This is a genomic window from Pseudomonas sp. JQ170C (genome assembly GCF_035581345.1).
Classification (GTDB): domain Bacteria; phylum Pseudomonadota; class Gammaproteobacteria; order Pseudomonadales; family Pseudomonadaceae; genus Aquipseudomonas.
Map to the genome: position 1 here is coordinate 828,310 of NZ_CP141608.1, position 13,610 is coordinate 841,919.

General features: G+C 62.0%; 13 protein-coding genes and 1 tRNA gene. 6 read left to right on the top strand and 8 right to left on the bottom strand.

All coding sequences use genetic code 11. The features are described 5' to 3' along the window. Positions 1-10 precede the first annotated feature (10 nt). The 5 genes from U9R80_RS03630 to U9R80_RS03650 form a co-directional block, all read right to left on the bottom strand. A complete protein-coding gene (locus U9R80_RS03630) occupies positions 11-952 on the bottom strand; it encodes a ribose-phosphate pyrophosphokinase (protein ID WP_028944092.1) in 942 nt (313 codons plus the stop codon). 48 nt (positions 953-1,000) lie between these two features. Next, positions 1,001-1,075: transfer RNA gene (locus U9R80_RS03635), tRNA-Gln, on the bottom strand. A 34-nt stretch (positions 1,076-1,109) separates the two neighbouring features. Continuing rightward, positions 1,110-1,955, bottom strand: a complete 846-nt coding sequence (gene ispE / locus U9R80_RS03640; protein WP_301840931.1) for a 4-(cytidine 5'-diphospho)-2-C-methyl-D-erythritol kinase — start codon at positions 1,953-1,955, stop codon at positions 1,110-1,112. Position 1,956: 1 nt separating this feature from the next. Beyond that, positions 1,957-2,574 (bottom strand): lipoprotein insertase outer membrane protein LolB, encoded by a 618-nt coding sequence (gene lolB, locus U9R80_RS03645; RefSeq protein ID WP_301840929.1) that lies wholly within the window; start codon positions 2,572-2,574, stop codon positions 1,957-1,959. A gap of 4 nt (positions 2,575-2,578) precedes the next feature. Beyond that, a complete protein-coding gene (locus U9R80_RS03650) occupies positions 2,579-4,300 on the bottom strand; it encodes a tetratricopeptide repeat protein (RefSeq protein ID WP_301840926.1) in 1,722 nt (573 codons plus the stop codon). A 176-nt stretch (positions 4,301-4,476) separates the two neighbouring features. On the opposite strand from U9R80_RS03650, the gene hemA reads away from it, so the two are divergent. The 6 genes from hemA to U9R80_RS03680 all read left to right on the top strand — a co-directional run bounded on the left by hemA (position 4,477) and on the right by U9R80_RS03680 (position 9,840). Continuing rightward, positions 4,477-5,754, top strand: coding sequence for a glutamyl-tRNA reductase (hemA, locus tag U9R80_RS03655; RefSeq protein ID WP_301840925.1), 1,278 nt, complete (start codon positions 4,477-4,479; stop codon positions 5,752-5,754). Next, entirely contained in the window at positions 5,751-6,833 is a 1,083-nt protein-coding gene (prfA, locus tag U9R80_RS03660; RefSeq protein ID WP_301840924.1) for a peptide chain release factor 1, read from the top strand. Before hemA ends, prfA begins: the two co-directional genes overlap by 4 nt. Beyond that, positions 6,834-7,664 carry a peptide chain release factor N(5)-glutamine methyltransferase gene (gene prmC, locus U9R80_RS03665; RefSeq protein ID WP_301840923.1) on the top strand — a complete coding sequence of 277 codons (831 nt, stop codon included), beginning with the start codon at positions 6,834-6,836 and terminating at the stop codon, positions 7,662-7,664. Then, positions 7,658-8,413, top strand: coding sequence for a molybdopterin-synthase adenylyltransferase MoeB (locus tag U9R80_RS03670; protein WP_301840922.1), 756 nt, complete (start codon positions 7,658-7,660; stop codon positions 8,411-8,413). The genes prmC and U9R80_RS03670 overlap by 7 nt, the downstream gene beginning before the upstream one ends. Continuing rightward, entirely contained in the window at positions 8,406-9,206 is an 801-nt protein-coding gene (gene murI / locus U9R80_RS03675) for a glutamate racemase (protein WP_301840920.1), read from the top strand. The genes U9R80_RS03670 and murI overlap by 8 nt, the downstream gene beginning before the upstream one ends. 115 nt (positions 9,207-9,321) lie before the next feature. After that, complete coding sequence (locus U9R80_RS03680; RefSeq protein WP_301840918.1) at positions 9,322-9,840, top strand: acyloxyacyl hydrolase; 519 nt, start codon at positions 9,322-9,324, stop codon at positions 9,838-9,840. Positions 9,841-9,880: 40 nt separating this feature from the next. Here the strand turns inward: U9R80_RS03680 and phrB are convergent, their stop codons facing one another. The 3 genes from phrB to U9R80_RS03695 form a co-directional block, all read right to left on the bottom strand. Then, positions 9,881-11,323 carry a deoxyribodipyrimidine photo-lyase gene (phrB, locus tag U9R80_RS03685; RefSeq protein WP_301840916.1) on the bottom strand — a complete coding sequence of 481 codons (1,443 nt, stop codon included), beginning with the start codon at positions 11,321-11,323 and terminating at the stop codon, positions 9,881-9,883. Between the two features lie 35 nt (positions 11,324-11,358). Next, the gene (locus U9R80_RS03690; RefSeq protein ID WP_301840915.1) at positions 11,359-12,327 is read right to left on the bottom strand and encodes a YbgA family protein; all 969 of its coding nucleotides are present in this window, start codon (positions 12,325-12,327) and stop codon (positions 11,359-11,361) included. Positions 12,328-12,479: 152 nt separating this feature from the next. Beyond that, entirely contained in the window at positions 12,480-13,466 is a 987-nt protein-coding gene (locus U9R80_RS03695; protein ID WP_301840914.1) for an NAD(P)/FAD-dependent oxidoreductase, read from the bottom strand. Between the last annotated feature and the right edge of the window lie 144 nt (positions 13,467-13,610).

Sequence of the window (13,610 nt, forward strand, 5' to 3'; positions counted from 1 at the left end):
GGCAGGGCCCTCAGCGGAACATCGCGCTGATCGATTCTTCGTTGCTGATACGGCGAACCGCTTCAGCGACGACCGGTGCGATATCCAGTTGGCGGATACGCGCACATGCTTGTGCAGCAGCGGACAGCGGGATGGTATTGGTAACCACCAGCTCGTCCAGCACGGAGTTCTCGATATTCTCGATCGCCCGACCCGACAGGACAGGGTGCGTGCAGTAGGCGTAAACCTTGGCAGCGCCGTGTTCTTTCAGGGCCTTGGCCGCGTGGCACAGGGTGCCGGCGGTATCGACCATGTCGTCGACGAGAATACAGGTACGTCCTTCGACGTCGCCGATGATATGCATCACTTCGGAGTGATTGGCCTTTTCACGGCGTTTGTCGATGATACCCAGATCGACACCCAGGGACTTGGCAACAGCACGTGCACGCACGACGCCGCCGATGTCCGGGGACACGATCATGAGGTTCTCGAAACGCTGGTCTTCGATGTCATCCACCAGAACGGGGGAGCCGTAGATGTTATCTACCGGAATATCGAAGAAACCCTGGATTTGGTCAGCGTGCAGGTCGACAGTGAGCACACGGTCGATACCAACGACGGTGAGCATGTCAGCGACGACTTTGGCGCTGATAGCAACACGCGCCGAACGCGGACGGCGATCCTGGCGGGCATATCCGAAGTAAGGAATCACGGCAGTGATTCGGGACGCTGAGGAGCGGCGGAAGGCATCGGCCATCACTACCAGTTCCATCAGATTATCGTTGGTTGGCGCGCAAGTCGGCTGAATGATGAAAACGTCTTTACCGCGGACATTTTCATTAATCTCAGTGCTGATTTCGCCGTCGGAGAATTTACCGACAGAAACATCACCCAGTGGGATATGCAGCTGACGTACGACACGCCGAGCCAGATCGGGGTTGGCGTTCCCCGTAAAGACCATCATCTTGGACACGCGCAGTACCTGAAGGCTGAGGGTATACCTGGATGAGTATAAGGAAAATGGCAGGGGCGGCTGGATTCGAACCAACGCATGGCAGGATCAAAACCTGCTGCCTTACCGCTTGGCGACGCCCCTGTATCTGTTGCTGCGAGTACCTTGTACTCGATTCCTAGTGCAGACTTTGCAGCGTGCGATGCAACATTGAGATGTTGCTACCTTTGGCTACAAATCCTGTTTGGGTATCTGCAAGAAGGGCCAAAACTTTATCAGCTTCAGCTTTGCTTGGGAAGGCCCCAAACACACAACTTCCAGTTCCGGTGAGTCTTGCTTCAGTGAATTTGTTTAGCAAATTCAATGAGTTACGTACTTCTGGGTAACTCTGCTCAACTACCGCTTGACAGTCATTACGACTGTTTCCCTTGGGAACGGGGCGCATCTTAAGGGGCAAAGAATCACGTGTCAACTGCGGGTGTGAAAAAATTTCTGCTGTACTAACAAATACTTGTGGAACCAGCACAACGTACCAGGGTTCTTCGGGGTCGACCGGCGTCAGCTTCTCGCCCACGCCCTCGGCAAATGCTGCGTGGCCGCGCACGAAAACCGGTACGTCGGCGCCCAGGCTCAGGCCCAGTTCAGCTAGTTGGTCTTCGCTGCACTCCAGTTGCCAGAGATGGTTCAGGCCCAGCAGGGTGGTGGCGGCATCCGAGCTGCCGCCGCCGATACCACCGCCCATGGGCAGGACTTTTTTCAGCCATATGTCAGCGCCCAGTTTGCAGCCGGTGAGTTGCTGCAATTTGCGCGCAGCCTTGACGATCAGATTGCTGTCGTGAGGGACATCCTGAAGGTCGCTGTGCAGGTGGATCTGGCCGTCATCGCGCACGGCGAACTCGAGTTCGTCGGCGTAGTCGAGGAACTGAAAGAGCGTCTGCAGTTCGTGGTAGCCGTCGGGGCGACGGCCGAGAATGTGCAGCATCAGGTTGAGCTTGGCGGGAGCGGGCAGGGTCAACCGGGTCATGTCAGTGCCCCAGCTGGCGTGGCTGCCAGTCCTTGACCACTACCGTCACATCAATATTCTGGCCGTGCAGTTTGAGGCGCTCGGGAAGCCAGTAGCCGTTCTGTTCGGTGTAGCTCAGGTACTGCACGTCCCAGCCATCCTGCTTGAGGCTGGCCAGGCGGCTGTCGCTGCCCAGGGTCAGCTGGCTCTTGCTGTCGGGGGCCGGCAAGCCGCGAACCCACCAGACCAGGTGCGAGACCGGCAGCTCCCAGCCAAGTTGCTCTGCCAGCAGGGCTTCAGGGTTCTTGGCTTCATAGCGGCCCTGATTGGCCACTTCCAGCACCACGCCACCGGGGCGACCGGTCAGCCGGGCAGCGCCACGACCCAACGGGCCGGACAGGCGGATGTCGTAGTAATCCTGGCGCTGCAGCCAGAACAGGGTGCCGCTGCCGGAATCCTTCGGTGCACGAATACCGACCTTGCCGTTGATCTGCCAGCCGTCCAGGGTGCTCAGTTGCTGTTTGTGTTCGCGCCACAGTTGCGGGCTGCCCTGGCCCTGGAGGGCTTCACGGGAGCCGAAGCCGGCGCAACCGGCAAGCAGGGCGATCAGGCTGAAGGTGATGCAGTGGCGCAAAAACATAGGCTTAAAGAGTCTCGGATCCGGTCAGGCGCAGGACGGTCTTGCGCAGGATAGGGCTGTCGGGTTGGGTCTCGAAGGCCTTGGCCCAGGTTTGCCGGGCCTCGCGGCGCTTGCCGTTGGCCCACAGAACTTCGCCCAGGTGCGCGGCGACTTCGTGGTCGGGGAAGCGCTCCAGCGCCTGGCGCAGCAGGCGTTCGGCCTCGTCGAGGTTGCCCATCCGGTAGTTGACCCAGCCGAGGCTGTCGAGCACGGCGGGGTCATCGGGGGTGATCTGGTGGGCTTTTTCGATCAGTTCCCTGGCTTCGGCGTAACGCGTGGTGCGGTCAGCCAGGGTGTAGCCCAGCGCATTGAGGGCCATGGCGTTCTCAGGCTCGCGGGCGATGATGCTGCGCAAGTCCTTTTCCATCTGGCCCAGGTCATTGCGCTTTTCGGCCAGCATGGCGCGGGTATAGAGCAGGTTGTTGTCGTCCGGGTACTGCTTGAGTGCTTTTTCAAGCACGCCCAGGGCCTGGGCGTCCTTGTCATTGTTGCCCAGGGCCTCGGCTTCGATCAGGTACAGCTGGATGGCATAGTCGGGCTGGACATCGCGGGCCATGGCCAGGCGGCGCGAGGCTTCGGCACTGCGGCCGTTGGCCACGAGGATGTCGGCCTGGCGCAACTGCGCTGGCAGGTAGTCGTTGCCCGGGCCTACCAGGCCGTATTCGTTCAGGGCTTCCTCAAGCTGGTTGCGCTCTTCATGAATGCGGCCCAGGTTCAGGTGCGCGGCATCCACGTGGCTGTCGCGCTCGATCAGCTCTTGCAGGTAGCCGGCGGCCTCGTCCCAGTTCTTGGTTTCCAGGCAGATGAGTGCCAGGGAATAGCGCAGCTCATCGTCGTCCGGGTACTGCTGGACCAGGCTCGAGAACTCGACCTTGGCGTCGTCCAGGCGATCCTGTTCGACCAGCGTGCGCGCGTAGGTCAGGCGCAGGCGCTTGTCGTCCGGGTACTGGCGGATGGTTTTTTGCAGCAGCGGCAGGGCCTCTTCGCCGCGACCCACGCTTTGCAGCAGGCGGGCGCGCAACAGTACCGGAGCGATTTCACCATCGTCGGCCGGGTGCTCTTCAAGCAGGTTCAGGGCGGCTTCGGCGTTGCCGTCCTGCTGAAGCAGCAGGGCCTTGCCGAATACCAGCTGGCCGTTGTCCGGGTATTTTTTCAGCAGGCGATCAAAGCTCTTCTGCAGACCGTCGCGGGTGTCCTGGTCGGTTTCAGCGGCCGACAGGGCAAGAAAATCGAAATGCGTGTCGCCCTGGCCTTGCAGCACCTTCTCCATGTAGACCATCGAGTCGTCATAGCGGCCACCGCGGGCCAGCTGAATGGCGGCGGCGCGCTGGGCATCGAGGCTGTCGGGGGCGTTCTTCGCCCAGATCAGGGCGGTATCCAGGGCAGGCTGGTCGGCGCCCAGGTATTCGGCGATGCGGTAGGCGCGCTCGGAAATCCCGGCGTCCTGGGTCTTGATGGCTTCGCTGACGTAGTTGTCCAGGGCGATGTCGAAGCGGTTGCGCTGGCCGGCCAGCTCTGCGCTCAGCAGGTTATAGACGGTGTCCTGGCTGAACGATCCATAGACCACGGGCTTGTCTGGCTGCTGTTGCGCGGCATCGAGGGCAGGCGCCTGGGCATCGGTGGAGTCCAGAGTCTGGCAGCCCTGGAGCAGGGCCAAGGCAAGGAGCAACGCGTAGGATCTATTCATAATGAGGATTTGGGCGGCTTACCAGCGGTCGGATCATCATGACACAAGCGCCGGGGCAAACCCATAAGCGAAGGTCTCGGTAGGGGTAGTCTATAGAGACAATAGCGAGCGGTGGTTGTTCTGAAACCTGCGAAGTAGGACAATTATCGGCTTCTCGTCATAATCAGCGACCTTGCATGGCCTTTCTTGCCCTCGGTATCAACCATAAGACTGCCTCGGTAGACGTACGCGAGCGCGTGGCGTTTACCCCTGAGCAGCTGGTGGACGCCTTGCAGCAGCTCTGCCGACTGACCGCCAGCCGCGAGGCTGCGATCCTTTCGACCTGTAACCGCAGTGAACTCTATATAGAGCAGGATCACCTTGGCGCAGAAAGCGTTCTGCGCTGGCTGGCCGAGTACCATCAGCTGAGTCTCGAGGAACTGCGGGCCAGTGCCTACATCCACGAAGACCATGACGCCGTGCGGCATATGATGCGCGTAGCGTCGGGCCTCGATTCGCTGGTGCTTGGCGAGCCGCAGATCCTTGGGCAGATGAAGTCGGCCTACGCCGTTGCCCGCGAGGCCGGGACCATCGGCCCGCTGCTCGGTCGCCTGTTCCAGGCCACCTTCAGTGCCGCCAAGCAGGTGCGCACCGATACCGCCATCGGTGAAAACCCGGTGTCGGTGGCCTTTGCCGCCGTCAGCCTGGCCAAGCAGATCTTCAGCGACCTGGGTCGCAGCCAGGCGCTGTTGATCGGCGCAGGTGAAACCATCACCCTGGTTGCTCGCCACCTGCACGAGCAGGGGGTGCGCCGCATTGTGGTCGCCAACCGGACCCTGGAGCGGGCCAGTACCCTGGCGGAACAGTTCGGTGCCCATGCGGTGCTGCTGGCCGATATTCCCCAGGAGCTGGTCAACAGCGACATCGTGATCAGTTCCACCGCCAGCCAACTGCCGATCCTGGGCAAGGGCGCGGTGGAAAGTGCCTTGAAGCTACGCCGGCACAAACCGATCTTCATGGTCGATATCGCCGTACCGCGCGACATCGAGCCCGAAGTCGGTGAGCTCGATGACGTCTACCTCTACACGGTCGATGACCTGCACGATGTGGTCGCCGAGAACCTCAAGAGCCGCCAGGGTGCAGCCCAGGCCGCTGAAGAGCTGGTGACTGTCGGCGCCGAAGATTTCATGGTGCGCCTGCGTGAGCTGGCTGCGGTGGACGTGCTCAAGGCGTACCGTCAGCAGAGCGAACGCTTGCGCGACGAAGAGTTGCAAAAGGCCCAGCGCTTGCTGGCCAACGGTGCCAGCGCCGATGAAGTGCTGGTGCAACTGGCGCGCGGGCTGACCAACAAATTGCTGCACGCGCCCAGCGTGCAACTGAAAAAGCTCTCTGCCGAAGGCCGCCTCGATGCGTTGGCCATGGCTCAGGAACTCTTTGCCCTCAATGAGGGTTCGACGGATAAAACCCCGCAATGAAAGCGTCGCTGCTCAATAAGCTGGATACCCTCCAGGACCGTTTCGAGGAATTGACCGCCCTGCTGGGCGATGCCGAAGTCATCTCCGATCAGACACGCTTTCGCGCCTATTCGCGCGAATACGCCGAGGTCGAGCCGGTCGCGGCGACCTATGCCCAGTGGCGCAAGGTCCAGGATGACCTGGCCGGCGCCCAGGCGCTGCTCAAGGACAGCGATCCCGATCTTCGCGAAATGGCCGTCGAGGAAGTGCGCGAGGCCAAGGAGCAATTGGCCGAGCTGGAAGGCCAGTTGCAGCGCATGCTGCTGCCCAAGGACCCTAACGACGGGCGCAACGTGTTCCTGGAAATCCGCGCCGGTACCGGCGGTGACGAAGCGGCGATCTTCTCCGGCGACCTGTTCCGCATGTATTCGCGTTACGCCGAGCGCCGTGGCTGGCGCCTGGAGATTCTCTCGGAGAACGAAGGGGAACATGGCGGCTACAAGGAGATCATTGCCCGGGTCGAGGGCGACAGTGTCTACGGCAAGCTGAAGTTCGAGTCCGGCGCCCACCGCGTACAGCGTGTACCGGAAACCGAATCCCAGGGCCGTATCCATACCTCGGCCTGCACCGTGGCAGTGCTGCCGGAGCCGGACGAGCAAGTGGCGATCGAGATCAACCCGGCCGACTTGCGCGTGGACACCTACCGCGCCTCGGGCGCGGGTGGACAGCACGTCAACAAGACCGACTCGGCGATCCGCATCACCCACTTGCCGACCGGTATCGTCGTCGAGTGCCAGGAAGAGCGTTCCCAGCACAAGAACCGTGCACGGGCGATGTCCTGGCTATCGGCCAAGCTCAACGACATGCAGACCAGCGCGGCACAGAATGCCATCGCCAGCGAGCGTAAGCTGCTGGTGGGCTCGGGCGACCGTTCCGAGCGAATTCGTACCTACAACTATCCACAGGGCCGGGTGACGGATCACCGTATCAACCTGACCCTGTATTCCCTGGATGAGGTTCTGGCCGGTGGCGTGGATGCGGTGATCGAACCTCTTCTGGCCGAGTATCAGGCTGACCAACTGGCTGCACTGGGTGAGTAAATGACGATTATCGCCAGCCTGCTTCGCGCTGCGGAGCTGCCGGATTCGCCGACGGCGCGTCTGGATGTGGAACTGCTGTTGGCCGCGGCCATTGGCAAGTCGCGAAGCTACCTGCATACCTGGCCTGAGCGGATTGTCAGCAGCGAAGCGGCGCTGACGTTCGCCCAGTACCTGCAGCGCCGTCGCAGCGGCGAGCCGGTGGCCTACATTCTGGGCCAGCAAGGGTTCTGGAACCTGGACCTCGAAGTGGCGCCGCATACCCTGATCCCGCGCCCGGACACCGAGTTGCTGGTCGAGACCGCCCTGCAACTACTGCCGGCCACGCCTGTACGGGTACTGGACCTGGGCACCGGCACCGGTGCCATTGCCCTGGCCCTGGCCAGCGAGCGGCCCCAGTGGCAGGTGACGGCCGTGGACCGTGTGCTCGAGGCCGTGGCCCTGGCCGAGCGCAATCGTCAGCGCTTGCAGTTGAACAATGTCCAGGTGCGCAGCAGCCACTGGTTCGATGCCCTGCAGGGCGAGCGCTACGAGCTGATCATCAGCAACCCGCCCTACATCGCCAGCGAAGACCCGCACCTGGTGGCCGGCGATGTGCGCTTTGAACCGAGCAGTGCCCTGGTGGCCGGTGTCGACGGCCTGGACGACCTGCGCACGATCATCAGCCAGGCCCCGGCGCACCTGCAGCCCGGCGGCTGGTTGTTGCTCGAGCATGGTTACGACCAGGGCGCCGCAGTACGTGAACTGCTGGCGCGCCACGATTTCGAACAGATCGAAAGCCGCATCGACCTGGGTGGCAATGAACGTATCAGCCTGGGGCGACTGTCGTGCTAAGTGATCAGGAGCTGTTGCGCTATAGCCGGCAGATCCTCCTGGCCCAGGTCGATATCGACGGCCAGCTGCGGCTGAAGAACAGCCGGGCGCTGATTGTCGGGCTCGGCGGCCTGGGCTCGCCGGTGGCCTTGTACCTGGCTGCTGCCGGTGTCGGTGAGCTGCACCTGGCCGACTTCGATACGGTCGATGTGACCAACCTGCAACGCCAGGTGCTGCATGACACCGCCTCGGTTGGCCTGAGCAAGGTCGATTCGGCGCTGGCCCGCTTGCAGGCGATCAACCCCGAAATCAACCTGGTTGCTCACCGCAGCGCCCTAGATGAAGACTCCCTGGCCGCCGCCGTTCAAGCAGTGGACCTGGTGCTCGATTGTTCCGACAATTTCTCCACCCGCGAGGCGGTCAATGCCGCCTGCGTGGCCCAGGGCAAGCCCTTGGTCAGTGGTGCGGCGATCCGTCTGGAAGGCCAACTGTCGGTGTTCGACCCACGTCGCGCCGAAAGCCCGTGCTACCACTGCCTCTATGGGCATGGCAGCGAAGCCGAGCTGACCTGTAGCGAAGCCGGGGTGGTCGGTCCATTGGTCGGCCTGGTGGGCAGTCTGCAAGCATTGGAAGCGCTCAAGCTGCTGGCCGGTTTTGGCGAACCGCTGGTAGGGCGCTTGCTGCTGATTGATGCCTTGGGCAGCCGCTTCCGAGAGCTGCGGGTCAAGCGCGATCCAGGCTGCAGCGTCTGTGGCGCGGACCATGGCTGAGCAGCCATCGGCGCCCGTCGGCGTCTTTGACTCGGGCGTGGGTGGCCTGTCGGTGCTGGCAGAAATCCAGCGCCTGCTGCCCAACGAATCGCTGCTGTATGTGGCCGATTGCGGGCACATTCCCTACGGCGAAAAATCCCCCGCGTTCATTCGCGAGCGTTGCCGGCGGGTGGCCGAGTTCTTTCTCGAGCAGGGCGCCAAGGCCATGGTGCTTGCCTGCAATACGGCCACCGTGGCGGCCGTGGCCGACCTGCGCGAGCAGTATCCGCAGTGGCCGCTGGTAGGCATGGAGCCTGCGGTCAAGCCCGCTGCGGCAGCAACCCGCAGTGGCGTGGTGGGGGTCCTGGCAACGACCGGCACCCTGCAAAGTGCAAAATTCGCCGCCTTGCTCGACCGCTTCGCCAACGATGTGCGGGTCGTCACTCAGCCTTGCCCCGGCCTGGTCGAATGCATCGAGGCTGGCGACCTGAGCAGTCCTGCCCTACGAGAATTGCTTCAGGGCTACCTGCGTCCCTTGCTCGATGCCGGTTGCGATACCCTGATTCTGGGGTGTACCCATTACCCCTTCCTCAAGCCGTTGCTGGCGCAAATGGTCCCGGCCTCCATCGCCATTATCGACACCGGCGCCGCGGTTGCCCGCCAGTTGCAACGGCTGCTCGGCGAGCGTCACTTGTTGTCGGCAGGCCCCGCCAGTGACACGCAGTTCTGGACCAGCGCGAGTCCAGATCATTTGCGAAAGATCCTTCCAATGTTGTGGAATAAATCTGGCAGTGTGCGAAGCTTCACAATGTAAAAAAAGTGTGAAAAGCACTCAACATTGGCTGAACTAACGCAACACCAGCGGTTTCCAAAAATTTGTCCAGCGAGACAAAAGAACCAACTACAGCATTAGGAAAAGGACGTTTCTCATGAAGAAACTGCTTTGTTTGGCTGCTGTTGCAGCCTTGACCCTGGGGCAATCCTTAACAGCGCAAGCTGCTGATATCTCGTTTGCAGTTGGGCAAACCGGCGAATCGACCATGACCTACCGCTTGGGTCTGGAATCGAACTGGGATGTCAGTTGGTGGCAAACTAGCGTAGGTCGCCTTACAGGATACTGGGACGGGGCGTACACCTATTGGGACGGTGACAAGACCGCAAGTAACCACAGTCTTTCCTTCGCCCCCGTGTTTGTTTACGAATTCGCCGGCGAGTCGGTCAAACCTTATGTCGAAATCGGTATCGGGGTTGCAGCGTTCTCCAGCACTGAAATTGAAAACAACGAACTGGGTTCCTCTTTCCAGTTTGAAGACCGCATCGGATTAGGCCTGCGCTTTGCCGGTGGTCATGAAGTCGGGGTGCGTGCGATTCACTACTCCAACGGCGGGCTGCAGACACCCAACGATGGCGTTGAAAGTTACGCCCTGCATTACCGTATGCCGTTGTAATCCAGCCATGGCCCTGCGTTGATCGCAGGGCCGGTTTCGTTCAAGGGGCGACACCTTCATGCCGGTGCGTGGACAAGTGCTTGAACGCATCCAGTGCACGTTGGCGGCTACGGCTCAGGTCGACGATGGGCGGGGGATAGTCGTAATCGGCAAAGAGCCCGCCACCGGGTAGCGGGTTGTGGACGCACTTTTCATCGGCCTGGGCCAGTTCCGGCAGCCACTGCTTGATAAAGCGCCCCTGGCTGTCAAAGCGCCTGGACTGATTGATCGGGTTGAAGATACGAAAGTAGGGCGCAGCATCGGTGCCCGTCGATGCGCTCCACTGCCAGCCGCCGTTGTTGGCCGCCAGGTCACCGTCGATCAGGTGACGCATGAAAAAGCGCTCGCCCTCTCGCCAGTCAATCAGCAGGTTCTTGGTCAGGAACATCGCCACGATCATGCGCAGGCGGTTATGCATCCATCCGGTTGCCAGCAACTGGCGCATGGCGGCGTCGATGATCGGGATGCCGGTACGGCCTTCTTGCCAGGCCTTCAAGTCTTCAGGGGCATGGCGCCACGGCAGGGCTTCGGTGTCCTGGCGGAACGCGCGGTGGCGGGACACTCGGGGGTAGCCGACCAGGATGTGCTTGTAGAACTCGCGCCACAGCAGCTCGTTGATCCAGGTTTGCACCCCGTGGTTGCCACTGTCGAACTCGCCCTGGTTGTGCGCCAGCGCCTGGTGCAGGCACTGCCTGGGCGAGATCACCCCGGCGGCGAGGTAGGCCGAGAGTTGGCTGGTGCCGGCATCGGCAGGCATGTCCCGCTGGGTTTGGTAGTCGTCGACGGCGTCCTCGACGAATTGTTGCAGTCGCCGATGAGCTTCTGCTTCGCCGGCAGGCCAGAGGTCGCGAAGGCTGTCCGGGGGAGGAGGGAAGCCAGCAACTGCCTCGGGGACCGGATCACGGGCAACCCGCCCGATTGCCTGAGGCTCGATGGGAGGCTGCAAGGCGGGCAGGCCCAGGTGCAGGCGCTCCAGACAGACCTTGCGGAACTGGCTGAACACCTGGAAGTAGCCGCCGCTGCGCGTCAGGATGCTGCCGGGCTTGAACAGCAACTGGTCCAGATATCGATGCAGCGCGATGCCCGCCTGCGAAAATGCCTGGCTGACGGCCTGGTCACGGCGGCTTTCATTCACGCCGTATTCTTCATTCAGGTGCAGCGCCTGTACCTCGTGCTCGCGACACACCTGCAACAAAACTGCCGGTGCCTGCTCCCAGTCATCGGCCTCGCGGACCAGCAAGGGAATATTCAGTTCGGCCAGCCGGTCGCTCAATTCGCGCACATTGCGTAGCCAGAAGTCGACCTTGCACGGCGCGTCATCATGGGCGCGCCATTGCTGTGGGCTGTACAGCCAGATGGCCAGGGTCGGGCCACGCGCGCAGGCGCTGGCGAGGGCTGTGTTGTCATGTACGCGCAGGTCGCTGCGCAACCAGATCAATTGCATGGTGGTCCTTGGTCGACTGCCTGTATCGCGCGGCATCAGATGCCGTTGTGCAGGCTCAGGTCCTGTGGGTGCGGTTGCAGGTAGACCTGCTGTAGCACATAGGGATCGGGGTGGCTGCGCAAATGGTGTTTAAGCAGGGTCAGCGGCACCACCAGAGGGATGACGCCGGCGTGGTACTGGTTGATCAGTTGGCGCATTTCCTGCCGATCATCCTGGCTGAGTGCATCGCGCAGGTAGCCGCTCAGGTGCTGCAGCACATTGCTGTGGTTACCGCGGCTGGCGCAGCGGCTCAGTGCTTGCATCAGTTGGCTGAAGTAGCGGGGGCCGAGCACGTTGGGGTCGTCTTCGCGCCTCATGCTGCCCAGTAGCTTGCCCAGTACCTTGTATTGCTGTGGGTGGTTGGCCATCAGCTGGTACTTGTAGCGGGCATGGAAGGCGACCAGCGCGCCGCGACTTAGGCCGCCGGCCAGTAACCGCTGCCAGTCGGCATAGGCGTAGACGCGGGTGATGAAGTTCTCGCGCAGCACCGGGTCGCACAAGCGGCCGTCTTCCTCCACCGGCAAATCGGGGCGTCGTGCGCAGAAGGCTGCCGCGTACAGGCCGCGTGCACCTTCGCGGGCAGGGTAGCCGTTGTCCTGGTACACCTTGACCCGGTGAAGGCCGCAGGAAGGCGACTTTTGCATGAAGATATAGCCGCAGATGTCATCCAGTTCGTCGGCCATCTGTTCGCCGTAGGCCTTCAGCGGGCCGGACAGATCCAGGGCGGGATCACGGTGACTGATCGCTTGCGGATCCTGGGGGGCACCGACCAGGCGAATGGGCGCACGGGGTATACCCAGGCCGATGGCGACCTCGGGGCAGACTTGTACAAGTTCAAAGTGCTCGGCCAGCGTCTCATTGCACAGGCGCGAGGCTTTGTGTCCGCCGTTGTAACGTACGGAAGCGCCGGCCAGGCAGGCGCTGATAGCGATTCTGGGTCTGCTGGCGTGCAGTGGCGCCTTCATGGCTGCGTCCTGAAAACTTGTACAAATTTTAGTATTTGTACAAATAACTCCATCATAGAGGCAGGCGTGTGCAAGTCAATTGGTGTGGAAGGCTTTTGTACAGGGTGGCCAGAGGGCAGCGGGGCAGCGCTGGGGCAGCCCCGTGAGGGGAGTCATTCCATGTGTTCGAGTAGCCGCCGTGCCGCTTCCTGGCCACTGAGCCAGGCGCCTTCCACGCGGCCCGACAAGCACCAGTCGCCGCAGGCATACAGGCCCAGGTCGGCATCGGCCAGGGCGCCCCATTCATGGTTGCCGGCCGGGCGGGCGTACAACCAGCGATGGGCGAGGGAAAAGCTGGGGGCCGGTACCACGCAGCCGACCAATTCGGCGAAGTCCCCCCAGAGCTGCTCGATCACGGCTTCCTTGCTCAGGTCGATGTGTTGCTTGCTCCAGCTGGAGGTAGCGTGCAAGACCCAGGTGTCCATGTGGCTGTCACGTCCGGGCTTGCTACGGTTGCAGGCCAGCCAGTCAAGGGAGCTGTCCTGCACGAAGCAGCCCTGCATGGGGGTATCGAGCGGGGTATCGAAGCCCATGGCGATGGCCCAGGTCGGGTCCATCTGCACACCGGCTGCGGTGGCGGCGAGCTTGGGCGTGGCCGCCAGCAGTTGGGTGGCCTGGGGGGCGGGTACCGCAACGATCACCCGGCTGAACGGGCCGTGGCTGCAGCCTTCGGTGTCTTGCAGGTGCCAGTAGTGCTTGCCGCGGAACACCTCGGCGATACGGCAGGTGAAATTGACTGTCACGTCCTTGAGCAAGCCCCGGGTAATGGCGCTCATGCGGGGTACACCGACCCAGCGGGTCTGTTCGTCCGGTGAAGGGCTCAGCACGCCATCATGGTAGTTGTAGAGCTGGGGCTTCCACTCGGCCACCCAGCCGGCGGCGACCCACTGCTGGACCTGGTCGACAAAGCGTCGATCGCGAGCCGTGAAGTACTGGGCGCCCAGATCAAGGGCTCCGGCATCGCTGCGCTTGCTGGCCATGCGACCGCCACTGCCGTGCCCCTTGTCGAACAAGTGGACGGTCTGCCCTGCTTTTTGCAGGGCCTGGGCCGCTGACAGTCCGGCGATACCGGCACCGATAATGGCAATAGGTACACTCATAATGGCCTCTTCAAACCTGATGGTTAAAGACTACGCTGCCGGACAAACCTGTACCGCTCAAGAACCCTGCGCGAGGTGGTTCCACTCGTTGCGACAGGTTGTCCTATGTTTATCCGAGAGCGATCGGTCAAAAAAGTGCCTTGT